The 25,115-nt window shown below is 66.0% G+C and carries 28 protein-coding genes; 23 read left to right on the top strand and 5 right to left on the bottom strand.

Annotated elements, in window-relative coordinates; translation table 11 throughout:
- The first annotated feature begins 7 nt into the window (after positions 1 to 7).
- Positions 8 to 571 (top strand): ECF RNA polymerase sigma factor SigK, encoded by a 564-nt coding sequence (gene sigK, locus GM1_RS01760; RefSeq protein ID WP_223291407.1) that lies wholly within the window; start codon positions 8 to 10, stop codon positions 569 to 571.
- Positions 564 to 1,292 (top strand): anti-sigma factor, encoded by a 729-nt coding sequence (locus GM1_RS01755; RefSeq protein WP_008376096.1) that lies wholly within the window; start codon positions 564 to 566, stop codon positions 1,290 to 1,292. The genes sigK and GM1_RS01755 overlap by 8 nt, the downstream gene beginning before the upstream one ends.
- A gap of 3 nt (positions 1,293 to 1,295) precedes the next feature.
- Here GM1_RS01755 and GM1_RS01750 read toward each other — a convergent pair whose 3' ends face one another.
- Positions 1,296 to 2,543 (bottom strand): CynX/NimT family MFS transporter, encoded by a 1,248-nt coding sequence (locus GM1_RS01750; protein WP_008376094.1) that lies wholly within the window; start codon positions 2,541 to 2,543, stop codon positions 1,296 to 1,298.
- 57 nt (positions 2,544 to 2,600) lie between these two features.
- Between GM1_RS01750 and GM1_RS01745 the strand changes: the two genes are divergently transcribed.
- From GM1_RS01745 to GM1_RS21475, 7 genes are all read left to right on the top strand, one after another.
- On the top strand, positions 2,601 to 3,266 hold the full coding sequence (locus GM1_RS01745) for a FadR/GntR family transcriptional regulator (RefSeq protein ID WP_008376092.1): 666 nt from the start codon (positions 2,601 to 2,603) through the stop codon (positions 3,264 to 3,266).
- 356 nt (positions 3,267 to 3,622) lie between these two features.
- Entirely contained in the window at positions 3,623 to 3,994 is a 372-nt protein-coding gene (rpsL, locus tag GM1_RS01740; protein WP_008376090.1) for a 30S ribosomal protein S12, read from the top strand.
- Between the two features lie 3 nt (positions 3,995 to 3,997).
- Positions 3,998 to 4,468: a 30S ribosomal protein S7 gene (gene rpsG, locus GM1_RS01735; RefSeq protein WP_008376088.1), complete on the top strand. Its 471-nt coding sequence runs from the start codon at positions 3,998 to 4,000 to the stop codon at positions 4,466 to 4,468.
- A 103-nt stretch (positions 4,469 to 4,571) separates the two neighbouring features.
- Positions 4,572 to 6,689, top strand: a complete 2,118-nt coding sequence (gene fusA, locus GM1_RS01730; RefSeq protein ID WP_008376086.1) for an elongation factor G — start codon at positions 4,572 to 4,574, stop codon at positions 6,687 to 6,689.
- A 175-nt stretch (positions 6,690 to 6,864) separates the two neighbouring features.
- A complete protein-coding gene (gene tuf / locus GM1_RS01725) occupies positions 6,865 to 8,055 on the top strand; it encodes an elongation factor Tu (protein WP_008376084.1) in 1,191 nt (396 codons plus the stop codon).
- Between the two features lie 84 nt (positions 8,056 to 8,139).
- A complete protein-coding gene (locus GM1_RS01720; protein WP_008376083.1) occupies positions 8,140 to 8,955 on the top strand; it encodes a hypothetical protein in 816 nt (271 codons plus the stop codon).
- Between the two features lie 73 nt (positions 8,956 to 9,028).
- Positions 9,029 to 10,933, top strand: a complete 1,905-nt coding sequence (locus GM1_RS21475; RefSeq protein WP_008376081.1) for a vWA domain-containing protein — start codon at positions 9,029 to 9,031, stop codon at positions 10,931 to 10,933.
- Positions 10,934 to 10,949: 16 nt separating this feature from the next.
- On the opposite strand, the gene GM1_RS01710 is transcribed toward GM1_RS21475, so the two are convergent.
- Positions 10,950 to 11,894 (bottom strand): EamA family transporter, encoded by a 945-nt coding sequence (locus tag GM1_RS01710; RefSeq protein ID WP_008376080.1) that lies wholly within the window; start codon positions 11,892 to 11,894, stop codon positions 10,950 to 10,952.
- 55 nt (positions 11,895 to 11,949) lie between these two features.
- Between GM1_RS01710 and GM1_RS01705 the strand changes: the two genes are divergently transcribed.
- The 4 genes from GM1_RS01705 (at position 11,950) to GM1_RS22595 (ending at position 14,018) form a co-directional block, all read left to right on the top strand.
- Positions 11,950 to 12,702, top strand: coding sequence for an alpha/beta fold hydrolase (locus GM1_RS01705; protein WP_040519243.1), 753 nt, complete (start codon positions 11,950 to 11,952; stop codon positions 12,700 to 12,702).
- A gap of 38 nt (positions 12,703 to 12,740) precedes the next feature.
- Positions 12,741 to 13,196 carry a flavodoxin domain-containing protein gene (locus GM1_RS01700; RefSeq protein WP_040519301.1) on the top strand — a complete coding sequence of 152 codons (456 nt, stop codon included), beginning with the start codon at positions 12,741 to 12,743 and terminating at the stop codon, positions 13,194 to 13,196.
- A gap of 75 nt (positions 13,197 to 13,271) precedes the next feature.
- Positions 13,272 to 13,664: a VOC family protein gene (locus tag GM1_RS01695; RefSeq protein WP_008376074.1), complete on the top strand. Its 393-nt coding sequence runs from the start codon at positions 13,272 to 13,274 to the stop codon at positions 13,662 to 13,664.
- Between the two features lie 120 nt (positions 13,665 to 13,784).
- Positions 13,785 to 14,018 carry a hypothetical protein gene (locus GM1_RS22595; RefSeq protein WP_008376073.1) on the top strand — a complete coding sequence of 78 codons (234 nt, stop codon included), beginning with the start codon at positions 13,785 to 13,787 and terminating at the stop codon, positions 14,016 to 14,018.
- Between the two features lie 95 nt (positions 14,019 to 14,113).
- On the opposite strand, the gene GM1_RS01690 is transcribed toward GM1_RS22595, so the two are convergent.
- Positions 14,114 to 15,031, bottom strand: coding sequence for an oxygenase MpaB family protein (locus GM1_RS01690; protein ID WP_008376071.1), 918 nt, complete (start codon positions 15,029 to 15,031; stop codon positions 14,114 to 14,116).
- 101 nt (positions 15,032 to 15,132) lie between these two features.
- Between GM1_RS01690 and GM1_RS01685 the strand changes: the two genes are divergently transcribed.
- The 10 genes from GM1_RS01685 to GM1_RS01640 all read left to right on the top strand — a co-directional run bounded on the left by GM1_RS01685 (position 15,133) and on the right by GM1_RS01640 (position 23,425).
- Positions 15,133 to 16,188, top strand: coding sequence for an o-succinylbenzoate synthase (locus GM1_RS01685; RefSeq protein ID WP_081604216.1), 1,056 nt, complete (start codon positions 15,133 to 15,135; stop codon positions 16,186 to 16,188).
- Positions 16,189 to 16,376: 188 nt separating this feature from the next.
- Positions 16,377 to 17,717: a cytochrome P450 gene (locus GM1_RS01680; protein ID WP_008376068.1), complete on the top strand. Its 1,341-nt coding sequence runs from the start codon at positions 16,377 to 16,379 to the stop codon at positions 17,715 to 17,717.
- Positions 17,717 to 18,310 carry a TetR/AcrR family transcriptional regulator gene (locus GM1_RS01675; RefSeq protein WP_008376066.1) on the top strand — a complete coding sequence of 198 codons (594 nt, stop codon included), beginning with the start codon at positions 17,717 to 17,719 and terminating at the stop codon, positions 18,308 to 18,310. Before GM1_RS01680 ends, GM1_RS01675 begins: the two co-directional genes overlap by 1 nt.
- A gap of 23 nt (positions 18,311 to 18,333) precedes the next feature.
- Positions 18,334 to 19,224 (top strand): SDR family oxidoreductase, encoded by an 891-nt coding sequence (locus tag GM1_RS01670; protein ID WP_008376064.1) that lies wholly within the window; start codon positions 18,334 to 18,336, stop codon positions 19,222 to 19,224.
- A gap of 46 nt (positions 19,225 to 19,270) precedes the next feature.
- Positions 19,271 to 19,852 carry an Rv1363c family protein gene (locus GM1_RS01665; RefSeq protein WP_040519241.1) on the top strand — a complete coding sequence of 194 codons (582 nt, stop codon included), beginning with the start codon at positions 19,271 to 19,273 and terminating at the stop codon, positions 19,850 to 19,852.
- A complete protein-coding gene (locus GM1_RS01660) occupies positions 19,849 to 20,352 on the top strand; it encodes a nuclear transport factor 2 family protein (RefSeq protein ID WP_008376061.1) in 504 nt (167 codons plus the stop codon). The genes GM1_RS01665 and GM1_RS01660 overlap by 4 nt, the downstream gene beginning before the upstream one ends.
- Positions 20,349 to 20,951 (top strand): hypothetical protein, encoded by a 603-nt coding sequence (locus GM1_RS01655; RefSeq protein ID WP_008376060.1) that lies wholly within the window; start codon positions 20,349 to 20,351, stop codon positions 20,949 to 20,951. The genes GM1_RS01660 and GM1_RS01655 overlap by 4 nt, the downstream gene beginning before the upstream one ends.
- Complete coding sequence (locus GM1_RS01650) at positions 20,948 to 21,466, top strand: hypothetical protein (RefSeq protein WP_008376059.1); 519 nt, start codon at positions 20,948 to 20,950, stop codon at positions 21,464 to 21,466. Before GM1_RS01655 ends, GM1_RS01650 begins: the two co-directional genes overlap by 4 nt.
- A 37-nt stretch (positions 21,467 to 21,503) precedes the next feature.
- A complete protein-coding gene (locus GM1_RS01645; RefSeq protein WP_008376058.1) occupies positions 21,504 to 22,700 on the top strand; it encodes an NAD(P)/FAD-dependent oxidoreductase in 1,197 nt (398 codons plus the stop codon).
- Positions 22,697 to 23,425, top strand: a complete 729-nt coding sequence (locus GM1_RS01640; RefSeq protein WP_008376057.1) for a DNA alkylation repair protein — start codon at positions 22,697 to 22,699, stop codon at positions 23,423 to 23,425. The genes GM1_RS01645 and GM1_RS01640 overlap by 4 nt, the downstream gene beginning before the upstream one ends.
- A 97-nt stretch (positions 23,426 to 23,522) precedes the next feature.
- Here GM1_RS01640 and GM1_RS01635 read toward each other — a convergent pair whose 3' ends face one another.
- The gene (locus tag GM1_RS01635) at positions 23,523 to 23,921 is read right to left on the bottom strand and encodes a DoxX family protein (protein ID WP_008376056.1); all 399 of its coding nucleotides are present in this window, start codon (positions 23,919 to 23,921) and stop codon (positions 23,523 to 23,525) included.
- A gap of 17 nt (positions 23,922 to 23,938) precedes the next feature.
- Complete coding sequence (locus tag GM1_RS01630) at positions 23,939 to 24,997, bottom strand: ferredoxin--NADP reductase (protein ID WP_008376055.1); 1,059 nt, start codon at positions 24,995 to 24,997, stop codon at positions 23,939 to 23,941.
- Positions 24,998 to 25,115: the final 118 nt, after the last annotated feature.

Here is a 25,115-nt window from a genome sequence, read left to right as displayed (position 1 = left end):
CCTCGTCGTGACCGGCACGGACACCGACTCGACCCTCCTCGCCGACCTGCTGTCGCGGTCTGCCGCGGGCGATGTCGAAGCGTTCGCCGATCTGTACGACCGGACCAGCGCACGCGTCTACGGGATGGTGCTGCGTGTGCTCCGAGATCCCGGCTACTCCGAGGAGACCACCCAGGAGGTGTACCTGCAGGTGTGGCGCGGCGCGGCTACGTACAACGCGGCCGAGGGCGCGCCCGTCGCCTGGCTTCTGTCGATCGCGCACCGTCGAGCGGTCGACCGGGTCAGATCGGAATCGTCGGCATCTCGCCGCGAATCGGACTACGGCGCTCGAGAGATCACCGCGATCGTCGACGACGTGAGCGACGAGGTTCAGGCGAGAGAGGCGGGAAGACGGGTGCGCCAGTGCCTGTCCACGCTCAGCGCGCTGCAGGCCGAAGCGGTCGGGCTCGCCTACTACGGCGGCCTCTCGTACAGCGAGGTCGCCGACCGGCTGGCCGTGGGTCTGCCCGCGGTGAAGAGTCGGATCAGAGATGGACTGAAGCGACTGAGGGGGTGTTTGGGGGATGACTGACATGTCTGAGTCGAACGAGCACGACGACCTGCTCGACATGGCGGTCCCCTATGCACTTGATGCGTTGGACGAACTCGGAATGGCGCGCGTCGAGGCCCGTGTCGCGGCCGCCGACGCTTCCGTGCGCGACGCGTTCCGTGCCGAGGTCGCCTCGGTTCGCGACGTTCTCGCCGACCTCAGTGAGGCGACAGCTCAGGCGCCACGTGCCGGGCTGCGCGACGAGATCCTCGATCGGGCAGCCCGCGAATCCGGAAGAGGACGCCGCCTCGATTCCCGGCGGCCGCGGTGGATCGCTGCCGCAGCAGCCGCGGCGGTCGTCGTCGCGATCGGCGGCGGGATCATCGGCTACGCAGCGTCACGGCAGGAGCCGCCGTCGCAGACGACTGCCGAGCGGGTCTTCGGCGCGGACGACGTGCGAACCACCACAGGCGCGTTGGCCAGTGGACGGGCGTCGGTCACGTACTCGGAATCGGCCGGCGCCGGTGTCCTGGGGATGAACGACGTTCCGCCACCCGCCGCGGGCACCGTGTACCAGCTGTGGTTGGTCGGACCGAACGGGGCTCGCCTCGGCGGTGTCATGAGGCCCGACGACGTCGCGCCGTCGACCACAGCCACCGTCGACGACCTCGGCGACGCCACGTCGATCGCGTTCACCGTCGGCGACGCGGCGCGACCCGAGACGATGATCTCCGACCCGGTGGCGAGTCTGCCGCTCGGCTGACGCTCAGGCGTTCAGCTGGTCTTCGAGGTACCGCGGACGGCAGATGATCCAGGCGCCGCCCAGCATGACGACGGTCATCGCGGTGAGGAGCAGGAACGGTGCGCCCCATCCGTTGCTGACATCGTGGAGCACTCCGAACAGCATCGGGCCCGCGCAGGCGAGCAGGTAGCCGACGCCCTGCCCGAAGCCGGACAGCGACGCCGAGCCGGAGCTCGTCCGGGTGCGGACGTTGATCAGTGTCAACGCCATCGGAAAGGTCGTCGGTCCGAGACCGCACAGCAGGGCCCACAGCAACGGTGCCGAGAGCGGCGCCCACATCAGTCCGGCGAAGCCTGCGAGCCATGACGCCGCGAACACGACGGTGAACCCGAAAGGGTTCGCGAACCGGGTGCAGAGCCACGGAGCGATCAGCGTCGCCGCGAGCCCGATCGCAGAGAACGTCGCGACCATTCCGCCGCCGAGCGATTCGCTTCCACCTGCGTCGGTCACGATCTTCGGCATCCACGTGAACATGGCGTACGTGCAGGCGGATGTCATGCCGAACATGAGGGTCAGACCCCATGCCATGGGCGTGCGCCACACGGGCAGCTTCGCGGCCTCCGAGGGCGCGCCGTCGGACTGCTCGGCCGCTCGGCGCAGCGCCGCCCGGCGTTCGCGGACCACCCAGATCCACGGGCCGAGTGCAGCGAGCGGGACGATGGCCCACACCGCGAGGGACGTGCGCCAGTCCGTCGCGTCGGCCAGGGGGATGGCGACGGCGGCCGGGATCATCGTGCCCATCTGCACGAACACGATGTACGCGGTGCTGATCGACGCGATCCGGTCGGAGAAGTACCGCTTCACCAGCGGCGGAATCAGGATGTTGCCGATGCCCATGCCGAAGAGGGCGACGCACGACAGGAGGACCAGCACGGGAACGCTGCCGCTGAGGGCGCGTGTGCCGATGCCGACGCCGGTGATGATCACCGCGGCCAGGGTCACCTGCTCGATGCCGAACCGGCGACCCAGCGCTGGGGAGACGACTCCGGCGATGCCGAACGCCAGTGTCGGGAGCATGCCGAGCAGGCCGCTGACCGTGTCGCTGAAGCCGAGGTCGTCGGAGATTCGGCCGAGGAGCGGGGTCAGCGACGTGACCGCGGTGCGGAGTGTGAACGCGAACACCACGATGGCGACCAGGGTGGTGATGCGTCCACGCCAGACGCCCATGAGCGGTGTCGACGCGTCGGTCGCGGTGGAGGCAGTCGCAGTCATGCCAGAAATCATAGGATGAATGGTCGAATCGCTGCAAAGTGATTTACGCTGCAGGGTGTGCAGACCATCAAGCGACAGAGTCTCATCGCCCAGGTGACCGACCAGCTGCGTGCGGAGATCGCGTCTGGGCGCTGGTCGGTCGGCGACCGGATCCCGACCGAGCCCGCACTCTGTGACATGACCGGGACCGCCCGCAACACGGTCCGCGAAGCAGTGCAGTCGCTGGTGCATGCCGGCCTCCTCGAGCGACGGCAGGGATCGGGCACCTACGTGATCGCCACCGACGAGCAGGAGGTCGCGTTCGCCGACTTCTTCGCGGCGGCGCGCCGGCAGGATCTCATGGAACTGCGCGAGGCCCTTGAGGTGACGGCGGCGGGTCTGGCGGCCCGGCGTCGCGACGACGCCGACATCAACACGCTGCGAGTGGCGCAGGAGCTGCGCAACCGCGCATGGACCGGTGTGGTCGATCCCGGCGTCGCGGTCGACACCGACGCGCAACTGCATCGTGCCATCGTCGCGGCCAGTCACAACGACGTGTATCTGGAGTTCTACGACTCACTGCTTCCGGCGCTCCGGCAGTCGGTGGCGCAGCGTGATGTCGCGAGCGGGCCGTCGTACACCGAGTTGCACGACGCGGTCGTCGACGCGGTGATCGCAGGCGACGAGAATGCTGCCCGCACCGCAGCGCGTGACCTGCTCGCCGGGGTTGAGGAATTCGACTGATCACCCGTTGTCATCAGACGTTCACGAGCCGTTGGGTGAGCTGTGTCAATGATTTTGACCTCGGTAAATCCGGGCGGTAAAGTATTTCGTCGGTGCCTGCCCACGGTAGGTGCTGCCCTCGATCGGGTCGGCGACGACAACACCGAACGAGGGTGTCGCGAATCCGCGCGAGCGTGTCTGACACGCCCGACCTCGGGGTAGCGATTCCATAGTTGACCGGCGCAAACGTGCCGGTGGGGCGAGTTGCGGACATCGCTCGGAGCGCAGAAATGCGACACCGACTGACGTGCCCGGAGCACCAACCGTGACTACACATCGGACTGGCGGGAGCCGGCCCACAAGGAGAAAAGAACTCAGTGCCAACGATTAACCAGCTGGTCCGTAAGGGCCGCAAGGACAAGGCGTCGATCAAGAAGACCGCCGCCCTCAAGGGGAGCCCGCAGCGACGCGGCGTGTGCACTCGCGTGTACACCACCACCCCGAAGAAGCCGAACTCCGCACTTCGTAAGGTCGCCCGCGTGCGCCTGACGAGTGGCGTCGAGGTCACCGCCTACATCCCGGGTGAGGGCCACAACCTGCAGGAGCACTCGATGGTGCTCGTCCGCGGCGGTCGTGTGAAGGACCTCCCGGGTGTTCGTTACCGCATCATCCGCGGCTCGCTCGACACCCAGGGTGTCAAGGACCGCAAGCAGGCACGCAGCCGCTACGGCGCCAAGAAGGGAAGCTAAGTCATGCCTCGTAAAGGACCCGCTCCCAAGCGCCCGCTGATCAACGACCCGGTTTACGGTTCGCCCCTGGTCACCCAGCTCGTCAACAAGATCCTGCTGGACGGCAAGAAGTCGACCGCCGAGCGCATCGTGTACGAAGCCCTCGAGCAGGCTCGCGAGAAGACCGGCACCGATCCGGTCGTCACCCTCAAGCGTGCGCTCGACAACGTCAAGCCCACCCTCGAGGTCAAGAGCCGCCGCGTCGGTGGCGCCACCTACCAGGTGCCGATCGAGGTCAAGCCCGGTCGCGCCAACACCCTCGCGCTCCGCTGGCTGGTGACGTTCAGCCGTCAGCGTCGTGAGAAGACCATGGTCGAGCGTCTCGCCAACGAGCTCCTCGACGCGTCGAACGGTCTCGGCGCTTCGGTGAAGCGTCGTGAGGACACTCACAAGATGGCCGAAGCCAACCGCGCCTTCGCTCACTACCGTTGGTGACTTTCTAGGACTGCCGGCCCGCCGGAGACATCACTGTCTCCGGCGGTCGGGCATCCTGGAGACCACCCGCAGTCTTTAGCCCGAACTCTTCCGAAGGAACCACATGGCACAGGAAGTGCTGAACGACCTCAACAAGGTCCGCAACATCGGCATCATGGCGCACATCGACGCCGGTAAGACGACCACCACCGAGCGAATCCTGTTCTACACCGGTGTGAACTACAAGATCGGTGAGACCCACGACGGTGCGTCGACCACCGACTGGATGGAGCAGGAGAAGGAACGCGGCATCACGATCACGTCCGCCGCGGTCACCTGTTTCTGGAACAAGAACCAGATCAACATCATCGACACCCCCGGCCACGTCGACTTCACCGTCGAGGTCGAGCGTTCGCTGCGCGTCCTCGACGGCGCCGTCGCCGTCTTCGACGGCAAGGAAGGCGTCGAGCCGCAGTCGGAGCAGGTCTGGCGTCAGGCCGCCAAGTACGACGTCCCCCGCATCTGCTTCGTCAACAAGATGGACAAGATGGGCGCGGACTTCTACTTCACCGTGCAGACGATCATCGATCGTCTGGGCGCGAAGCCGCTGGTCATCCAGCTCCCGATCGGTGCCGAGGACGACTTCGTCGGCGTTGTCGACCTCATCGAGATGCGCGCACTGGTCTGGCCGGGCGACGCCAAGGGCGACGTGACGATGGGCGCCTCGTACGAGGTGCAGGAGATCCCCGCGGATCTCGCCGACAAGGCCGCCGAGTACCGCGAGAAGCTTCTCGAGACCGTGGCAGAGTCGGACGAGGCCCTCATGGAGAAGTACTTCTCCGGCGAGGAGCTCTCGATCGAGGAGATCAAGGGCGCCATCCGCAAGATGACCGTCAACTCCGAGCTCTACCCCGTCCTGTGCGGCTCTGCGTTCAAGAACCGCGGTGTGCAGCCGATGCTCGACGCTGTGATCGACTACCTCCCGACTCCGCTGGACATCGGCGAGGTCCACGGTCACGCCGTCAACAACGAAGAAGAAGAGCTGGTCCGCAAGCCCAGCAAGGACGAGCCGTTCTCGGCTCTGGCCTTCAAGATCGCGGCTCACCCCTTCTTCGGCAAACTGACCTTCGTGCGCGTCTACTCGGGCATGGTGGAGCCGGGCACCCAGGTGCTCAACGCCACCAAGGGCAAGAAGGAGCGCATCGGCAAGCTCTTCCAGATGCACGCCAACAAGGAGATGCCGGTCGACGACGCCGTCGCAGGCCACATCTACGCGATGATCGGCCTCAAGGACACCACGACCGGTGACACCCTGTGTGCCACCGACGCGCCGGTTGTCCTCGAGTCGATGACGTTCCCGGACCCGGTCATCAACGTCTCGATCGAGCCGAAGACCAAGGCGGACCAGGAGAAGCTGGGTACCGCGATCCAGAAGCTCGCTGAAGAGGACCCGACCTTCTCGGTCAACCTCGACGAGGAGACCGGCCAGACCGTCATCGGCGGCATGGGCGAGCTCCACCTCGACATCCTCGTGGATCGCATGAAGCGCGAGTTCAAGGTCGAGGCCAACGTCGGCAAGCCGCAGGTCGCGTACCGCGAGACGATCCGCAAGACCGTCGAGAAGCATGAGTACACCCACAAGAAGCAGACGGGTGGCTCGGGCCAGTTCGCCAAGGTCATCGTCAAGCTGGAGCCGTTGGTCGACGCCGAAGACGGCGCGACCTACGAGTTCAACAACGCTGTCACCGGCGGCCGCGTTCCGCGTGAGTACATCCCTTCGGTGGATGCCGGTGCGCAGGACGCGATGCAGTACGGCGTTCTCGCCGGCTACCCGCTGGTCAACCTGAAGTTCACTCTCGTCGACGGTCAGTACCACGACGTCGACTCGTCTGAGATGGCCTTCAAGATCGCCGGTGCGCAGGCTCTGAAAGAAGCCGCACGCATGGCGCAGCCCGTCATCCTGGAGCCGATCATGGCCGTCGAGGTCACGACTCCGGAGGACTACATGGGCGACGTCATCGGCGACCTGAACTCCCGCCGTGGTCAGATCCAGGCCATGGAGGAGCGGAGCGGTGCTCGAGTCGTCAAGGCTCAGGTTCCGCTGTCGGAGATGTTCGGCTACATCGGAGACCTTCGGTCGAAGACTCAGGGCCGTGCAAACTACTCCATGGTCTTCGACTCGTACGCTGAAGTTCCGGCGAACGTGTCGAAGGAGATCATCGCCAAGGCGACAGGCGAGTAATCACTCGTCTGCCATCTCGGCGGAACCACGCCTCGGCGTGAAAGATCTAGAAATCTTCACCGGCGACGCCCTGTCGTCGCGGGTGGGGGACAAGTAAAGCCTCTCCGCGCACTGCGGAGAACCCATACGACTGTCGGGAACCACCCGGCACTCTTACAGTCCAGGAGGACAAAAAGTGGCGAAGGCGAAGTTCGAGCGGACCAAGCCGCACGTGAACATCGGCACCATCGGTCACGTCGACCACGGCAAGACCACCACCACGGCTGCCATCACCAAGGTTCTGGCGGACCAGTACCCGGACCTGAACGAGAGCTTCGCTTTCGATCAGATCGACAAGGCGCCTGAGGAGAAGGCTCGTGGTATCACGATCAACATCTCCCACGTCGAGTACCAGACGGAGAAGCGTCACTACGCTCACGTCGACGCCCCGGGTCACGCCGACTACATCAAGAACATGATCACCGGTGCTGCCCAGATGGACGGCGCGATCCTGGTCGTGGCAGCCACTGACGGCCCGATGCCGCAGACCCGTGAGCACGTCCTCCTGGCCCGCCAGGTCGGCGTTCCCTACATCCTCGTCGCACTGAACAAGGCCGACATGGTCGACGACGAAGAGATCATGGAACTCGTCGAGATGGAGGTCCGCGAACTGCTGGCCGCTCAGGAGTTCGACGAGGACGCACCGGTCGTTCCGATCTCGGCGCTGAAGGCGCTCGAGGGCGACGAGAAGTGGGTCAAGTCGATCCAGGACCTGATGGCTGCTGTCGACGAGTCGGTTCCGGACCCCGTCCGCGAGACCGAGAAGCCCTTCCTCATGCCCGTCGAGGACGTCTTCACGATCACCGGTCGTGGCACCGTCGTCACCGGTCGTGTCGAGCGTGGCGAGATCAACGTCAACGCTGAGGTCGAGATCGTCGGTATCCGCGAGAAGTCGCAGAAGACCACCGTCACCGGCATCGAGATGTTCCACAAGCTCCTCGACTCGGCACAGGCTGGCGACAACGCCGGTCTGCTGCTCCGTGGCCTGAAGCGTGAGGACGTCGAGCGCGGCCAGGTCATCGTCGCCCCCGGCACCACGACCCCGCACACCGAGTTCGAGGGCCAGGCGTACATCCTGTCGAAGGACGAGGGTGGCCGCCACACCCCGTTCTTCAACAACTACCGCCCGCAGTTCTACTTCCGCACCACGGACGTGACCGGCGTCGTTACCCTCCCCGAGGGCACCGAGATGGTCATGCCGGGCGACAACACCGAGATGAGCGTTGTGCTCATCCAGCCGGTCGCCATGGACGAGGGCCTGCGTTTCGCTATCCGCGAGGGCGGCCGCACCGTTGGTGCCGGCCGCGTCACCAAGATCATCAAGTGATCTTGCTCTGACCTAGCGTCAGCAACACGGAACCCCGCTTCGACTTCGGTCGGAGCGGGGTTTCTGCTGTTTTACACTTCAACGATGTCGCCGTTCCTGAAAGTGTTCCTCAAGTCGTTGGCATTCATGCTCGTCGCGGGTGCTGTCGGACCCGCGTTCTTGATCATCTACTTCCTGATGGGCGACGAGGGGCCGTCGTGGATGCTGTGGAACGGAATCGGTTGGACGGCCGTCGACATCATCGCGGCGTATGCCTTTGCGAGATTCTCGGTGAACAGCGCTGCACGGACCAGCGTCTTACAGGCGTCCGGTGTTCCGGGTCTCGGCCACATCGTCGGCATGCATGAGACGGGGATGTTGATCAACGATCGCCGCGTCGTGAAGTTCACGCTGCGGGTCACCGGGCCCCGGGTCTCGGAGTTCACCACCGAGGTGTCATCGGCACTGCCCGTCATCGCCTCGGGTGCCATCGCAAAGGGAGTGCTGGGTGTGTTCGTCGGCGACGACGGCGCGAGTGCATCGATCGATTGGGACGCGACCGGCCTCTACGCGGGGACGATGCCCGCGAAGTTCGAATCGACCGCAGACGGACGCACATACGATCTGACCGGCAACGCCGAAGCCCTGGTGCAGATCGTCGACGTGCTGCGACGCAACGGCATCGCGTTGAACACGATGATCGACGTCCGAAGCAATCCGGCCGTCCGCGACGAAGTGATGGGGATAGTCCGCCGATACGGTGATGTCCCTGCTGCTGCCGCGCCGTCGTCGTCGACTCCGCAGGCCGACACCCGGACCCTCACCCAACGCCTCACGGAACTCGACGCGCTCTTCTCCGGCGGCCGCATCACCCGCGAGGAGTACGACCGCCTCCGAGCGAAGGCGATCGACACGGCGTGACTGTCGACCATGTTGAGTAATCCGTCGTCGAATCCTGTGATGTCGTCTAGTCAGCAGACTAGGTTGGCGAACTATGAATCGTCGTGTGCTGGTGGCGCTGTCGACTGTGTTTGTAGTGCTGGTGGCGGCGTGCTCGACCGGCGGGAGTCCGGAGCGGGCGTCGTCTGAGTCGACGGGCGCGGCCATCCCGACGATCGTGGTCCTCGACGCGTCGGAGTCGATGCAGAAGGATGACGCTCCGGGGCCGCGTTGGACGGCAGCAATCAGGGCGGTTGACGAGTTGGTCGGTGGGTTGCCTTCGGGCACCGACTTCTCGATGGTGCTGTTCGGCGCGGACATGTCGGCTAAGACCACTCCGAGGGCGCGGGGCTGCACGGACGTGCGGACCGCGATTCCGATGAGTGCGGCCGACCAGGCCGCGGTATCGCGAGCGCTCGCGGATGTGACACCGCAGGGCTTCACACCGATCGGGACAGCGCTCGACAAGGCGGCCGAGCAGTTGCCGTCGTCGGGCCCCGCGTCAGTGGTCCTGGTGTCCGACGGGGCTCCGACCTGCGACCCGGACCCCTGCCAGGTGGCTGAGCAGATCCGCGCGCAGCACCCGGAGACCGCGGTGAGCGCCATCGGGTTCCGGACCGATGCGGCAGCCTTGCAATGCGTCGCTCGGGAAGGCGGCGGGGTCTTCCTGACCGCAGAGAACGCGGCTCAGCTGTCGGCCCGCCTCGCGGCACTGCAGAACACGAAGGTCGCGACGGAACGGTTGACGCCGACGTCGCGCGGTGGGGTCGAACTGGGGAAGACACTCGACGAGATCCGGTCCGCGGAACCGTCGTTCCCGACGACGGGCACCGCAGCCGGGGACCGCCTGGTCGTGGTGTGGCGCGATTGCACATACGTCTTCGACAAGGACCGACGGCTGGTCGAGATCGCGCCGGGCGACCGCGCAGGCTCGGCCGGTGTCACCATCGACGGCGTCGGCAAGGGGACCCCCGGGCGGCGGGCGGTCGAACTGTACGGGAAGCCGGTCAGCGATGCCGACAGCACCGCAGTGTTCGTCGCCGACAAGGAGGCGGGGACCGGCTACCGGATCGGGTACGAGGGAGGATCGAAAGTCGCCGACGGGACGGTGACCGGTGTGGTGTTGTGCCATTGCCTACCCGCAGATGAGCCGGCGAAGCCCGATCCGGTGCTCGGACGGGACAAGTTCGACTGGGCTGCCTACAATTTCGGGACGGTCCGGCCGACGGGATTCTCGATCGCGTCTACGGCGGCCAGTTCGGTCGGCGAGATCGTCTGGGAGTCATGGGGCGAGGCAGAGGCGGTTGGATCGGGGACAAGCCAGCAGAACGGTGCGGGTGAGCCGAAGAGCAAGGTCTGGATGCTTGCGTCGGATCTCGGCTGGTGCGACGGGAAGTGGGCATACCGTGGCCTTCAGCGGGCGATGGACCGGGGCGCACTCCGCACGAATGAAGAAGTTCTCGACATCTGCAATGCCGACCGCTCGACACCGAACCCGGCGGCGCGCGTTACCCTCAGCCCGTCGAGCGTGCTGACGTTCGGCGGCGCCGGAGGCGTGTATGTCGGCGACCCGGTGTCGAAGATCCCGAACACCTACGTGCGTCGGGAGGAAGCCGGGATGGGTATGTACCCGCCAGGTACCGTCTTCTTCTATTTCCGACCGGGCACCGGGGCAGACACCGCAGACGCGGAGATCTGGGTGAATCCGGAGGGGCGGATTCATCAGATCAGTTGGTTCGTCACCGATCGCGGTATCCGAATCGGCTCTCGGGAGAGCGACGTCGACCGCGCCTACTCGAGGGACCGGCGATCGACGTGCACGATCGGCGACGGCAGCTCCACACCGGTCTTCTCCGACCCGTCGGGTCGAACGATCGTCGTTGTCATTCAGAATGGTGTGGTCACGCGACTGCGCGCGACGCAGGCGGTGTCGAACGGCGCGCATTGCCCGTTCGAGTGATGCCGCGGCGTATCCTTCAGACGGCGATCGTCTCCGGGGCACCGGGCCGCTCGCCGAGTTTCACGACCACAACACCCGCGACGATGAGAGCGCCGCCCGCGAGTTGGATGGCCGCGGGGACCTCGCCGAGGAACATCCAGGCGGCGATGATCGCTGCGAGCACTTCGGCGAGCGCGACGAAAGATGCGAGACGCGGACCCAGACGTCGGGTGGCGGCGATGCCGGTCGCGTAAGCGAGGGCCGCGGTCACCAAGCCGAGGATCGCCATCGGCACCCACCACGGAGTGGTGTTGCCTGCTAACTGGACGTCGTCGGTGGACATGGACATCGGCAGGACTCCGACCGCGCCGGACAGTCCGAGCATCACAGCGGCCGACAGCAAGCCGCCGGCTGCCATCGCAATGCCGGGAATCTCGGACGCCGAGTTCCCTGACATGACGAAGTACCATGCGGCGCCGACCATGGCGCCCAGAGCCCACGCGACGCCCGCAGCGTCGAGGGACACCGATCCGAATATCTGGAGGACGAGCGTCAGTCCCGCCGCGGCGACGACGGCGCCGACGAAGGTGAGCAGAGTCGGTCGTTGGCGATGGCGAATCCACATCCACGCAATCACCACGACCGGCGCCGTGTACTCGATCAGGAGTGCGACGCCCACTTGAAGCGTCTGGACGGCATAGAAATAGCAGAGTTGCGGAACGGCGACGGCCAGGACGCCGTAGCCGACGAGGGATCCGATCACGCGTGGCTCGCGGAACGCGTGCCATCGCCCTGTCATCGAGATGGCCGCTGGGATCATCAGGGCCAGTGCACCGATCGTGATTCGAAGAGTCACCGCCGCGCCTGCGGTCCAGCCGATGTCGAGCAGGCTGCGCGCCATCGCCCCCGACAGCCCGAACGAGCAGGCCGACACGAGGGCGAATGCCAGGCCCGCGGTCAGGCGGGATGTGGAACTGAGCATTGACTCAGTATATGCCGAAGTGCGGTGTCGCCCGAACGAGTTCTACGCTTGAGCAATGCGTGTGGATCATCAGGTGTCAGGTCGCGGTCGGCCGCCGTTGGCGATGACGCTGTCCGGACCGCTCGATGGGACTGTCCCGGTGATCCTCGTCCACGGCATGGGTGGGGATCGGTCGACCTGGAGGCCTCTCGCACGCGAGCTGCGCGGTCGTGGACGGACGGTTGCCAGCTTCGATCTCCGTGGCCACGGGCTGACCGGCCGGAGCGACTCCTATCTCCTCGACGACTTCCGAGATGACCTCGGTGCCGTCGTCGATCACCTCGGAGCGCACAAGGTGGACCTCGTCGGCCACTCGCTGGGTGCACACACGGCTCTTCGATACGCGATGGCGCAACCGGACCGAGTGCGCCGGATGGTGCTTGAGGAAGTGCCGCCGATGCCGCGAGACGACCACGATCTCGCAGAAGCGATCGCCCCGTCGGCGACCCTCGGGGAGCGGATTCGCGGTGTCGGAGCCCTGGTCCGCAACCCGGGGCCCTTCCTGCGATTCGACCGCGCCCTCGGCGGCCCGGTGACCGATGCGTTCGCCGTTGTCGAACCGGATTGGTGGTGTGCCCTGTCGCGGGTGACCGCACCCACCCTGGTGGTCTCGGGTGGTCAGCGAAGCTTCCTGCCGCCGCGGCACCTTCGCGACGTCGCCTACGCGCTCCCCGCCGGTGATTTCATGACGATCGATGCAGGTCACAGTGTTCATCGGGATCGCCCTCGGGAGTTCGTCGGCGCGACGGTGGCGCACCTCGACGTCTGACGGTGGCGGTTCGGCTGTTCGGATGCGACGATCGAGCCATGACTGCGCTCATCATCTGCACGTCCAAGTCGAATGGAAGCACCATGCGCGTCGCCGACGAGCTGGCGTCGGTGTTGGATGCGAGGGTCGTGTCGCCTGAGACTGTCACCGACTCCGACATCGAGCGGGCCGATCTGGTGGGGTGGGGATCGGGCATCTACTGGATGTCGTTCGCGCCGGAACTGGTCGCCAGGGTCGAAGCGTTGTCGGAGCGCGATCGCGGTCGGGCGTTCGTCTTCGCGACCAGCGGGATGCCGGAGACTCCGCTGCGCCGCTACACGGCGAACATGCGTTCACTGTTGGCCAGTCGCGGCTTCTCGGTGGTCGACGACGTGTTCCACTGCCGCGGCCTCGACACGATGGGGCCGTTGGGTTGGATCGGCGGTGTCAACAAGGGGCATCCGTCGGAAACTGACCTCGCCGCGGCTCGCGAGTACGCGCGGAGACTCGCCTGACGTGCGCCACACTCTCGACACGTCCCCGCTCGGCGTCATCTCACGGCGCTGGCCGATCAACTCGAATGGAGCAACATGAAAGCGCGCATCGAACTCACGAGCGTCTTCGTCGACGATCAGGCCAAGGCTGAGGCCTTCTACACAGAGAAGCTCGGATTCGTTGTCAAGAACGACGTCCCCACCGGCCCGTTCCGGTGGCTCACGGTGGTCAGTGGCGACGTTCCCGACGGTCCGGAGCTGCTTCTCGAACCGAACGAACATCCGGCCGCGCAGGCGTATCAGGCTGCCTTGGTTGCGGACGGGATCCCGTGTGCGTCGTTCAAGGTCGACGACGTTCGGGTCGCCTGCGCCGAGTTGGTGGCGGCCGGGGTTGCAGTAGTGAGCGAACCGATGGAGTCGGGGCCCGTCACGGTGGCCGTCATCGATGACACGTGCGGCAACTTCATTCAGTTGGTCAGCGATAATTGAGCCCTGAACTGGGGTTTTGATATTCACACCTTTGCCTCAGGTGTCGCGGTCCGTCCGTCGTATTCAATGGCGGCAGACGGAAGCCACTGGAGTTTCCGGCGTCGAGAAAGAAGGTGTGTGATGTTTGTTTCGGTTCTGGTCGTGATGGGGATCCTCGCCTTCGCGGCGATCGTCGGCAGCGCCGCGGGGCGTGCCGAGCCGCGGCGGTCGTTCGGCTCTGGGGCGCGTTGGGGGTCCGACTCCGGAAGCAGTTGGGGCTGGGGTGGTGACGGCGGCAGCGGCTGGGGCGGCGGCGGAAGCTGCGGCGACTCCGGTGGCGGTGGCGGTGGCGGTGATGGAGGCGGCTGCAGCTGACGCTTCGCTCGAATGATCCTGAGATCGGTCCGTTCATCGATGTTCGACGACACATTGTCGTCGGTGCTCGGTGAGCGGACCGATCTTTGGACTGACTAGCCGTTGTGAAGCTTGCGTGGGTCGACGCCGACTCGATCCCAGCCCTCGTTGGCCCACGACAGGTACAGCCACTTCCGCGGCAACCGGTTGATCACGGGGTTGATCGACCGCATGAATCCTGCGAAGCGATCGAAGTTGCGCTGCCTGCGCTCATTCCACTCCAGTTCGCAGACGTCCCGCATCTGCTGGGGAAGTGTTCCGACGACGACTGTCCGAATGAACCCGTTGAGCGGGGCGCTCGCGATCCGCCACACAGGTGCCGGGATCCATTTCGGCCCGGGCACGCCTTTCCGGATGTATCCCGTCGCGTAGACGATCGTCCGAGTCGGCACGAACTTGTCGAGCATCGAGTTCCAGTACTCGACGAACTCGTCGTATGTCTGCGGTTGGCTTCGCGCGGACACGCCGTACAGCTGGTACCAGACCTTGCTCTCCTCGAAGATCTGCACCTTCTCGTCGTACGAGAGACGTCGGATGAAGGTGTCCGTGATGAACAGCGCCTGGTCGAGGAACGTCGCGTGCGCCCAGTAGAACAACTCCGGGTTCAGTGCGTGATAGCGCGAGCCGTCGCTGATCGTCCCCTTGATGTCTCGATGGAAGTCGCGAACCATCCGGCCCCACTTGTGCGGGTCGTCGGAGTAGATGGTCCGCATGATCGGCGGCCCGCTGCGCTGGGCGCGACCGATGAAGTCGTTGAAGATCACCGAGTGGTCCTCAACGCCCTGGGCGAGCTGCTCGATGCAGTTCTCGGTGCCGGCGAGTCGCTGGAAACCGAGGACGCCGCGAACGTCGCCGTAGAACTTCCACACCAGCGAGTCCGCGCCGAGTCGGAGATCGAGGGTGTCGATGTCGACGTCGTCGACCGGCGCGGGCTCCGCTTCACGGACGTGCGCGTCGAAGTCGGTTGAGGTCATGTCGTGACACTATCCCCAGTTTGGAACAAAATCCAGAGTTCGTTTCAAGCGAGGTGGATGTGTACCCACGGCCGCCGCGAATTGACCGATACCCTGGGCGCATGGTGTTCTCGCAGCCCTCAGGGAAGAACAAGGAGTCGTTGTTCGGCTCGTCCGACAAGCGCAACCCGACACCGACGTTCCGGTTGAAGCCGAAAGACACGCCTCCGCCGTCGATGCCGACGGCCGACGACCTGATCGACACGGCACGTGTGGTCGCACTGCCGATGCGGACGAAGTTCCGCGGCATCACCGTCCGCGAGGCGCTGCTGTTCAAGGGCCCTGCGGGGTGGGGTGAGTTCGCGCCGTTCCCCGAGTACAACGACGCCGAGGCCAGGATGTGGCTCGCGGCCGGAATCGAGGCGGCATTCCTCGGGGCGCCCGATCCGCTGCGCGACACCGTGGCGGTCAACGCGACGGTGCCCGCGGTGCCTGCCGATGAGGTGGCCGCGATCATCGCACGCTATCCCGGGGCGACCACGGTGAAGGTGAAGGTCGCCGAGCCCGGTCAGACTCTCGCCGACGACGTCGACCGAGTCGCGGCCGCACGCGAACTCGTCTCCACGGTGCGCGTCGACGCGAACGGGGCATGGACCGTCGACGAGGCTATCGAGGCCATTGCCGCCATCGGCGACGTCGAATACGTCGAGCAGCCGTGCCGGACGGTCGAGGAGCTCGCCCAGGTGCGGAAGTCGGTCAAGGCGTTGATCGCCGCTGACGAGTCGATCCGCCGGTCGACCGATCCGATGCGCGTCGCGAAGGCGGGCGCGGCGGACATCGCGGTCCTCAAAGTCGCGCCCCTCGGTGGGATGCGTTCACTGATCAAGCTGGCCGGTCGGCTGCCGATGGACGTCGTGGTGTCGAGCGCGCTCGACACGGCTGTCGGGATGTCCGCCGGTGTCGCCGCAGCCGCCGCGTTGCCGAACCTGCACCGAGCATGCGGACTCGGCACCGGCGCGATGTTCACACGCGACGTCGCAGTTCCGTTCCGCGTCCACGAGGGCGCCGTCGAACTGCGGAGCGTCGCGCCGTCGGACGACGTGCCGCTCGCTTCGCCCGACCGCACGGCCTGGTGGCACGACCGTCTTCGTCGGTGCCACGCGGAACTGATGCGTTAGGAGCGCTGTTTTTGTTCCCCGAGCGCAGTCGAGGGGTGTACGGCGTGGCGTCTCGACTGCGCTCGACGGGCGGGGGACTGCGCTCGGTGGGCGCCGATGAGACGAACACTAGAAACAATCTCAAGAATCTGTTCCAATGGGTGAGAGCGGAGTCACAGGTGACGACGCGCCCGTAGGAGGAGATCTCAATGGCGACACCGATTCTCGCGCAGCCCGACGTCGACAGCGGCTTGCGTCCCGTGCCCGTCACCAACCGCAACGGAGTGCTCGAGATCCTGCGGATGCGCCGCGACCCGTTCTCGTTCGCCGATGAGAAGCGACTCCGATTCGGTGAGGTGTCGGGCATGAACGCGCTCGGCATCCGCATGGTCACGTGCAGCGGACCGGAAGCGGCGAACGAGATCCTGATGAACAAAGACCGTGCGTTCGCCAACGCGCCCGCGTGGAGCTACTTCATCGGCCCGTTCTTCAATCGGGGCGTCATGCTCCTCGACTTCGACGAGCACCGGCACCATCGCCACATCCTGCAGCAGGCCTTCACACCGAAGGTGCTCAAGGGCTACATGGACGAGATGCAGCCGATGATCGCCGAGCGGATGACCCGCTTCCCGACGGGCAAGGTGTTGATGCTCAGCGAGTTCAAACAGTTGACCCTCGACGTCGCGCTGGAAGTGTTCCTCGGACTCGAACTCCCCAAGCCGGAGGCGGACCGCCTCAACAAGGCGTTCATCGAGACCGTCCGGGCCGGAGTCGCATTCGTCCGCAAACCGGTGCCCGGCGGACGGTGGTGGAAGGGCGTCCGGTCCCGCAAGATCCTCGAAGACTTCTTCTACGAGCACATTCCGGCCAAGCGGGCCGAGCAGACGCCCGATCTGTTCTCGGTGCTCTGCCACGCGGAGAGCGACGACGGGGACCGGTTCACCGACGAGGACGTCGTCAATCACATGATCTTCGTCCTGATGGCCGCTCACGACACCTCGACCATCACGATGTCGCAGATGGCGTACCACATGGCGAAGCACCCGGAATGGCAACAGCGCGCGCGGGAGGAGTCCCTCGCGCTCGGCGAACACCTCACCTACGACGACCTCGCGTCGATGGAGGCGATCGACCTGATCATGAAGGAGTCGCTGCGGATGTGTCCGCCCGTCCCGGCACAGCCGCGAATGGCGATCAAAGACACGCAGGTGCAAGGCTTCTTCATCCCGAAGGGGACGATGGTCGTGGTTCCACAGATGGCCAACCACCGTCGCCGCGACATCTTCTCGCACCCGGACATGTTCGACCCCGAACGGTTCTCCGCCGATCGCGCCGAGGACAAGGCGCATCGCATGGCGTGGATGCCCTTCGGCGGAGGCGTCCACAAGTGCATCGGCCTGTACTTCGGGCAGATGGAGATCAAGACGATCATGCATCACCTGCTCCGCGGCTACGAGTGGTCCGTTCCGGCCGACTACGTCATGCCGATGGACTACAGCGCCCTCCCGGTTCCGAAGGACAAGCTGCCCGTCACGATGCGGCGTCGTTGATGGCCCAGTCCACGCGTAAACCCCGAGTCACCGCATCGCCGTCCGTCCAAGAGGAGGCGATCCTCGAAGCAGCCGCGGCCGAGTTCACGGCGGTCGGTGTCCGCCGGGCCAACATGGACGAGGTAGCGAGGGTCGCCGGAGTCAGCCGGTCGACGCTGTACCGTCGCTTCCCCAACAAGGACAACCTGCTGCTGGCCGTCGCCAACCGCACATTCGAGAACGGCATGGCGCGGATCGAGCGAGGTGTCGCGGGTCTCGGACCGTCCGACGCCGTCATCGAGGCGTTCGCGACAGGCGCGGACATGGTCGAGAACGATCCGTTGTTGCGCCGCGTGGTTTTCGAGGACGTCGAGATCCGCAGCATCACCGCCACTGTCAGCTCGCTGTTCATCGCGATGATCACCGACCGGGTCGCGACCACACTGCGTCGAGCGGGGGCGACCATGCCCGACGACGACCTCCGCCAAGCCGTCGAACTGCACGTGCGGCTGGTGACGTCGTTCCTCGAGGTCCCAGTCGACGAGCCCGAACGCCGAACACCCGAATACGCGCGGAATCTCGCCGCGAAATTCCTCGCCCCGATGATCTACTGATCGCCTCCAGGAGCTGTTTCCTCATGTCGCTTCTCAATCGCTTCTCTCGTCGTGCCCGCGCCGACGACCGTCTCGCGCAGGTGCGCGCCGGAGTCGCCGGAAAGGTCGTCGCGATCACCGGCGGCGCTCGTGGCATCGGCTTCGAGATCGCAGGTCAGGTCCTCGCCGCCGGTGGACGCGTGGCTCTCGGAGACATCGACGTCGACGCCGTGGGCAAGGCCGCGGCCGATCTCGGAGTGGACGGCATCCCCCTCGACGTCACCGACAGTGCATCGTTCGAAGCGTTCCTCGACACCGTCGAGGAACGCCTCGGGCCGGTGGACGTGCTCATCAACAACGCGGGCATCATGCCCGTCGGTTCGTTCCTCGAATACGACGAGGCGTTGATCCGGCGCACCGTCGAGATCGACCTGATCGGTGTCATCCTCGGCACACGCGCCGCCGGCCGCCGGATGGTGGCACGCGGGCGAGGTCAGGTCCTGAACATCGCGTCCGTCGCCGGCCGCCTCGCCGCACCGGGACTGTCGGTCTACAACGGCGCGAAGTCGGGAGTCATCGAGTTCTCCGAGACCGCGGACGCCGAACTGATGGGTCGAGGCGTCCGAGTGTCGACGGTACTCCCGTCGTTCACCAACACCGGCCTCATCGACGGGCTGCAGACGAACGCGATGGTCCGGTCGGTCGACACCGACGTCGTCGCGCGAGAGGTCCTCGCGTCGATAGCTTCACCGCGCGTGCGCGTGACGGCGCCTCGCTCGCTCGGCTGGGTGGACGCGAACCCGGCCATGCCGATCGGGTTCAAGCGGCGGATGAGCCGTCTGACGAAAACCGACACCATGTTCCTGCATGCCGATCAATCCGCCCGAGCCGAATACAGCGCGCGTATCGGACAAGGCTCGTCCGACGCCGAGTGATCCGTGACGTGCGGGGGATGCGGGACGGTGTCATAGGGTGGCTAGCGTGCCAGACGACGCCCGACCGCTCACCCGACTCCGCGCCACACGGCGCGCGGTCCGCGAGGCCCGTGACGACCTGATCGACGTGGAGGCCGCGGCCGGTCGTCGCATTGGGCTCGGACGGCGCCAGATGGCCGCAATCGTGGTGATCACCGTTGTCGTGGCGGCACTGGTCGGCGTCGCGTCGTGGCGTTTCGCGACCGCATCGGTGCGCTATTCGGACGATGAGTTCGTCGCCGCGACCACCCAGCGGGTGTCCCTGCTGCTGGAGGCGGACAGTTCCGATCCCACGCGAGCCAGGCGAATCCTGTCGGGCGCGACCGGTGAGTTCCACGATTCGTTCGCCCAGTCGGCCGACGCGTACAGCCAGTACATCGAGTCCGCGCGAACTCGAGGATCTGGAGCGGTCGACGGCGTCGCGCTCGCTCGACGCGACGGTGAGTCCGCGTTGATGTTGGTCGCGGCCAGCGTTCGTATCACCACTGCGGACGGGACCGACGACGCGGCGTCCGCGTTTCGGATGCGCGTGCAGATGACTCCGGAGGACGGCGAGTTGAAGATCGCCGGAATCGAGATGCTGTCGTGAGCCTCGTCGAACGGCTGGAAGCGCCGATCACTCGGCGCACCTGGATCGCGATCCTCGCATCTGTTGTGGTGCTCGTCGCCGTGTTCGCCTGGTGCATCGTCGCGCTCGGGTCGCGGTCGGCGGAGGTCTCGACCGGCGAATCGCGCGCCGACCTCGCCGCGCAGGCGCCGACCGCGGTCGCGGCCGTGTTCACAGTTCACCGCGCGACGTGGCGCGACGATCGGGAGGCCGCTTCCGCAGCGCTTGCCGAACCGCTCGCGACAACGCTGCGACCGGCGCTCGCCGACGGTCCGCCGCGCGGAGTCGAGCGCGTCGAGTGGGTGCCCGAGACCACCGCCGTCGTCGATGTCGACGGGGACACGGGGACTGCGCTGCTGACGGTTCGAGTGACTGTGACACCGACGTCGGGCGCTGCGACGTCGGCCCTGAAGTCGGTGCACGCCGACTTCGTTCGCGTCGACGACCAGTGGCGACTGTCCGGATTGGATGACATCGTATGAGCGCGCTCGAACCACAACGCGTCCGCGCTGCACGTGAAGCCCTCGACGTCGCGGTACGCGAAGACCGTCGTGCGCGCATCGCGGCGGCGCCCGCACTGCGAGAACGGGCGCGACGGCAACGCGCAGCGCTGCGGATCGTGATGGTCGCAGCGCTGATCGTGACGCTTGTCGCCGCGAGCGTCGGATTGTGGGCGACGCTGTCGGCCTCGTCGCTCCGTGACACCGCGGTGTCCACGGACGACGCCGTCGACGCGGCATCGAAGGCCGTCGTCACGATGCTGACTCCGGATCCGGCGGATGCGACTGGCTACCTCACCGCGGTCACGGGGGACAGCGCGGGCGCGCAGCGGACCCGCTTCGACCAGAACCACGGCGCGATCGCAGAGTACGTTCGCACTCTCACCGTCCGACCGGAGGGACGAATCGTGTCGGCAGGCGTCGCCGGACGCGACGGCGACGACGTCGACGTGCTCCTCGTCGCGCAGGCCAGCGACCCGACGCTCGTCGGCGGTCAGCATGGACAGCAGCGGGTCACCCTTCGAGTGTCCATGGTCAGAATCGACGGCGACTGGCGTGTCGCAGACACGGAGCGACTGTGACTCGATGGACTGAACTCACGACGTCGGACCGGCGTCGCGTCTCCGCATGGCTCGCCGTCGTGACCGCAGGCCTGGTGGCGGCGATCGTTGTCGGAGTCCTGGGAGTCAGGGCGAACCGGGTGCCTGACGAACCTGATCGAAATGTGTCCTCGGCGGCTGCGTCGGCGGTGACGGAGCTGATGACTTTCGCTCCGACAGACACCCAGCAGCGGCGGGACGACGTCGAAGCAAGGCTCACCGGCGTCCTGGCCGCCGACTATGTGCTGCGAGGTCCCGATGTCGTGTTCCCGTCGGCTGTCGAGTCCGCGGTGACGATGACCGTGGACGTGACCGACGCGGCGACGGTCTCACAGGGCGACCGCTCGGCCCGGGTGCTCGTGTTCGCCGATCAGACGATCGTCGTCGGAAAGCGCGCGGACATCCCGTCGAAGGCGGGCGTATCGCGATGGGCGTGGATGAGGCGTGTGGGTGACCAGTGGCTTCTGGCTAAACTAGAACCTGTTACACCCCAATGATCGTCCCGGGCGGCGCAACAAGTGTGAAGGTGAATCCATGAACGAACCGATCGTGATCGTCGGCGCAGGCCTCGGCGGAATCCGGCTCGCCGAGAATCTCCGCAACGGCGGCTACGACGGCGACGTGGTGCTCCTGGGCCAGGAGTCGCACCCGCCGTACGACCGCCCACCGCTGTCGAAGACCGTCGTCACCGGCGACGACGAACGCGTGGACCTCAAGCCCAGCGAGTTCTACGCCGACAAGAACATCGACCTGCGCACCGGAACCCGCGTCGTCGCGGTTGATCCCGAAGCTCACACCGTGACGGTCGTTCACGACGGCGAGACGAGTGCCGTCTCGTACGGAACGCTCGTGCTGGCGACCGGCCTGGTCGCTCGCCGATTCCCCGGCACCGACGCCGATGTCCGCGGAATCCACGTGATCCGGACGATTGAGGACGCTCTCGCGCTGCGCGCCGACGCGGCATCGGCCACCCGCGCCGCGGTGATCGGCGCAGGCTTCATCGGCTGCGAGGTCGCTGCGAGCCTGCGGAAGCTGGAGCTCCCGGTGACACTCATCGAGCCCGCGCCGACACCGCTCGCCGTCGCCGTTGGCGCGACGATCGGCGAGATGATCACCAGACTGCATCGGGAAGCCGACGTCGACCTTCGGGTCGGAACGGGTGTCGACAATCTGGTCGTCGCCGATGGCGCGGTGTCCGGAGTGGAGCTGTCCGATGGATCGACGGTCGACGCCGACCTGGTGGTCGTCGGCATCGGCGGTTACCCCGACCTCGACTACCTCGACGGATCCGGTCTCGAGCTCGCGCCACGCGAAGCGGGCGGCGGCATCGCCTGCGACGGTGTCGGTCGCGCAGCCGACGACGTCTACGCGCTCGGCGACGCCGCGAACTGGACCGATGCGCATGGTGACCACAAGCGCGTCGAACATTGGAATCACGTCGTCGATCAGGCGGCGATCGTCGCATCCGCACTCCTCGGCCATCCGATCACTCATCAGGCCGTGCCGTACTTCTGGAGTGACCAGTACGGGCTCAAGATCCAGATGCTCGGAGCGCCGCAGAACGACGACGACGTCCACGTGGTCGACGACGACGGGCGTCGCTTCCTCGCGTACTACAGCCGCGACGGAATCCTCACGGGAGTCGTCGGAGCCGGACGGGTCGGAAAGCTCATGAAGACCCGCCCGCATCTGCTGACGCCCACACCCATCGCTGCACTGCTCGGCGAATGACCCTGGGCCCGGACGCGTCAGCTGCCGAGATCGTCTCGGCCGTCACTTCGATGGGTGACGCCGAGAAGGCGGCGTCGGCGCGACGGTTCTTCAAGACGGGGCCCGGCGAGTACGGGGAGGGCGACGAGTTCGTCGGTGTCCGTGTGCCTGACCTGCGGAAGATGTCCCGGACGTTGCGGGGCCTGCCGGCCCCGGTGATAGTCGACCTGCTCGCCTCCGGCATCCACGAGGTGCGTCATCTCGCGCTGTTCACGATGACGCACAACTTCACTGCACGCGGTTCGGACAGAGAGGCATGGGTCCAGGTCTATCGCGACGCAGTGCGGGCCGGCCGAGTGAACAACTGGGACCTTGTCGACTGCTCGGCTGCCGACATCCTGGGTGCGTGGCTGGTCGCGGCGGAGGACCACGGGGAACTGCTCGACTGGGCGGCGTCGGACGACTTGTGGCGACGCCGCGTCGGGATCATCGGAACGTACGCGTTCATCCGCGCTCGACGACCGGACGCGCTGTCAGACGTCGCGCCGCTTGTCATCGGCGACCGGCGCGACCTCGTCCAGAAGGCGTTCGGCTGGATGCTTCGTGAGACCGGCGAACGCATCGACATCGAGATCCTCACGCGATACCTGGACGTGCACGCCCCCGAGTTGGGCCGGACCGCGCTTTCGTACGCGGTCGAGAAGTTCACGCCCGAAGACCGAGCCCACTACCGTTCGCTCAAGTGACGCTGTGAAATGTGTACCTGAGCCGATGGACGCGGCTCGATAGGCCGGTGTGTGTCCGCTCACGTGCACATTTCACGCGAGCTGTGGGAGGCACTGGTCAGTCGACAGGGGCGGCCTCGACGGTGCGGTTCGGTGCGCCCCGGCGAACGAGGAGTGCAAGCACGATCAGCGGGATCTGCAGGGGGAGCCGCGCCCACGCGATCGACTTCATTAAGGCGCTCTTGTCCACCCAGAGCCGGATCATGTTGACGTTCGCCGGGAACACCGCGATGAACAACGCCGCCGCGAGACCGGCCGCGGTCCGGCGGGTACGCGGAATCAGGACAGCCGCGCCGAGGCCGACTTCGGCGACACCGGACGCGTACGTCCACATTCGCTTGTCGCCTGGCACTTCGTCGGGAACGATCTCGTCGAACGGCTTCGGCGCCAGGAAGTGAAGTACTCCGGGCACAAGCAGGATCGCTGACAGGACACGCGTGAGCCGTTCATGGATCATGCGCCCGAGTCTATGCGTTAGAACTCGACGCGGAGCCGGTCGGAGGTCGGTTTCGCCTGGCATCCGAGGATGTAGCCGTCGGCGATGTCATCGGGATCGAGCGCGCCCGAGACCTCCATCTCGACGGTGCCTTCGGTCAGGGTGCAGGCACAGGAACCGCACTCGCCCTCCTGGCAGGAGTACGGCGCGTCGAGCCCGGCCGCGAGCATGACGTCGACGAGTGTGCGCGAGCGCGGCCATGCGAGTTCGTGGGTCTCACCGTCGAGTTCCACCTCGACCTGCGCGGCGTCGGCAGCCTCCTCGGCGCTGACCTCTGCATGCTCGACATCGACGAACGGGTCGCCCGACAGTGAGTTGTACACCTCGGAATGGACGTTGTGGTGGTCGAACTTCGCCTTCGCGAGGCCTCGGTGGACTGCGTCCATGAACGGTGCCGGGCCGCACATGTACGCGGAGTGCGTCTGCGACATCGGTGCGAACAGCGTCGCGAGCTTCTTCTCCGAGGGAAGGCCTTGAACCGTCTCGAGCCAGTGGATCACGGTGAGCCGGCCTGGATGCTTGTCCTGCAGTTCACGCAGTTCAGCGGCGAAGATGACGTCGTTCTCGCTTCGGTTGGCGTAGAAGAACGTGATCGGACCGGTGCCGGTGGCGAGGGCGGTCTTGAGGATCGACATCACCGGGGTGACGCCTGATCCGGCAGCGAGCAGCAGCATCGGCGCATGGATGTTGGACGGCGTGAAGACGCCCGACGGCGGAAGCGCTTCGATCTGGACGCCTGCTGCGAGGTTGTCGCAGATCCAGTTCGACCCGTACCCGTCGACGGTGCGTTTGACGGTCACCTTCGGCAGCTGGTCGTGCTTCGGCGCGGACGACAGCGAGTAGCAACGCGCGACCGATCCGGTCTGATCAGACGGGACGCGGAGGGTGAGGAACTGGCCGGGCAGGTAGTCGGCGAACTTCTCGGCGTGCACGTCCGGGATGTCGAAGACGATGCTGCGCGCGTCGGCGGTCTCGTCGATCACTTCGGCGACGGTGAGGATCGCGCTGCGCGTGCTGTGCGGGGTCAGATCGGTCATGGTGCGCTCTCTGTGCGGAGACGTCCGACCGGCAGTCGGAACTAGAACGTGTTCTACAAAAGAGTATCAGCGGTTGAAAGTGTGTCATAGCCGTTGTTCCGGCCTGTGGGAGTGATCT

Origin of the sequence: Gordonia malaquae NBRC 108250, assembly GCF_000344135.1 — a bacterium.
GTDB lineage: Bacteria > Actinomycetota > Actinomycetes > Mycobacteriales > Mycobacteriaceae > Gordonia > Gordonia malaquae.
Note: the sequence above shows the minus strand (reverse complement) of the source record. Positions and strands in the feature narration are given on the sequence as shown.

Excerpts from the sequence above, each read along its gene's own strand:
- GM1_RS01755 (WP_008376096.1), top strand. The coding sequence starts at position 564 with ATGACTGACATGTCTGAGTCGAACGAGCACGACGACCTGCTCGACATG.
- GM1_RS01750 (WP_008376094.1), bottom strand. The coding sequence starts at position 2,543 with ATGACTGCGACTGCCTCCACCGCGACCGACGCGTCGACACCGCTCATG.
- rpsG (WP_008376088.1), top strand. The coding sequence starts at position 3,998 with ATGCCTCGTAAAGGACCCGCTCCCAAGCGCCCGCTGATCAACGACCCG.
- fusA (WP_008376086.1), top strand. The coding sequence starts at position 4,572 with ATGGCACAGGAAGTGCTGAACGACCTCAACAAGGTCCGCAACATCGGC.
- GM1_RS01720 (WP_008376083.1), top strand. The coding sequence starts at position 8,140 with ATGTCGCCGTTCCTGAAAGTGTTCCTCAAGTCGTTGGCATTCATGCTC.
- GM1_RS21475 (WP_008376081.1), top strand. The coding sequence starts at position 9,029 with ATGAATCGTCGTGTGCTGGTGGCGCTGTCGACTGTGTTTGTAGTGCTG.
- GM1_RS01710 (WP_008376080.1), bottom strand. The coding sequence starts at position 11,894 with ATGCTCAGTTCCACATCCCGCCTGACCGCGGGCCTGGCATTCGCCCTC.
- GM1_RS01705 (WP_040519243.1), top strand. The coding sequence starts at position 11,950 with ATGCGTGTGGATCATCAGGTGTCAGGTCGCGGTCGGCCGCCGTTGGCG.
- GM1_RS01700 (WP_040519301.1), top strand. The coding sequence starts at position 12,741 with ATGACTGCGCTCATCATCTGCACGTCCAAGTCGAATGGAAGCACCATG.
- GM1_RS01695 (WP_008376074.1), top strand. The coding sequence starts at position 13,272 with ATGAAAGCGCGCATCGAACTCACGAGCGTCTTCGTCGACGATCAGGCC.
- GM1_RS22595 (WP_008376073.1), top strand. The coding sequence starts at position 13,785 with ATGTTTGTTTCGGTTCTGGTCGTGATGGGGATCCTCGCCTTCGCGGCG.
- GM1_RS01690 (WP_008376071.1), bottom strand. The coding sequence starts at position 15,031 with ATGACCTCAACCGACTTCGACGCGCACGTCCGTGAAGCGGAGCCCGCG.
- GM1_RS01685 (WP_081604216.1), top strand. The coding sequence starts at position 15,133 with ATGGTGTTCTCGCAGCCCTCAGGGAAGAACAAGGAGTCGTTGTTCGGC.
- GM1_RS01680 (WP_008376068.1), top strand. The coding sequence starts at position 16,377 with ATGGCGACACCGATTCTCGCGCAGCCCGACGTCGACAGCGGCTTGCGT.
- GM1_RS01675 (WP_008376066.1), top strand. The coding sequence starts at position 17,717 with ATGGCCCAGTCCACGCGTAAACCCCGAGTCACCGCATCGCCGTCCGTC.
- GM1_RS01670 (WP_008376064.1), top strand. The coding sequence starts at position 18,334 with ATGTCGCTTCTCAATCGCTTCTCTCGTCGTGCCCGCGCCGACGACCGT.
- GM1_RS01655 (WP_008376060.1), top strand. The coding sequence starts at position 20,349 with ATGAGCGCGCTCGAACCACAACGCGTCCGCGCTGCACGTGAAGCCCTC.
- GM1_RS01645 (WP_008376058.1), top strand. The coding sequence starts at position 21,504 with ATGAACGAACCGATCGTGATCGTCGGCGCAGGCCTCGGCGGAATCCGG.
- GM1_RS01640 (WP_008376057.1), top strand. The coding sequence starts at position 22,697 with ATGACCCTGGGCCCGGACGCGTCAGCTGCCGAGATCGTCTCGGCCGTC.
- GM1_RS01635 (WP_008376056.1), bottom strand. The coding sequence starts at position 23,921 with ATGATCCATGAACGGCTCACGCGTGTCCTGTCAGCGATCCTGCTTGTG.
- GM1_RS01630 (WP_008376055.1), bottom strand. The coding sequence starts at position 24,997 with ATGACCGATCTGACCCCGCACAGCACGCGCAGCGCGATCCTCACCGTC.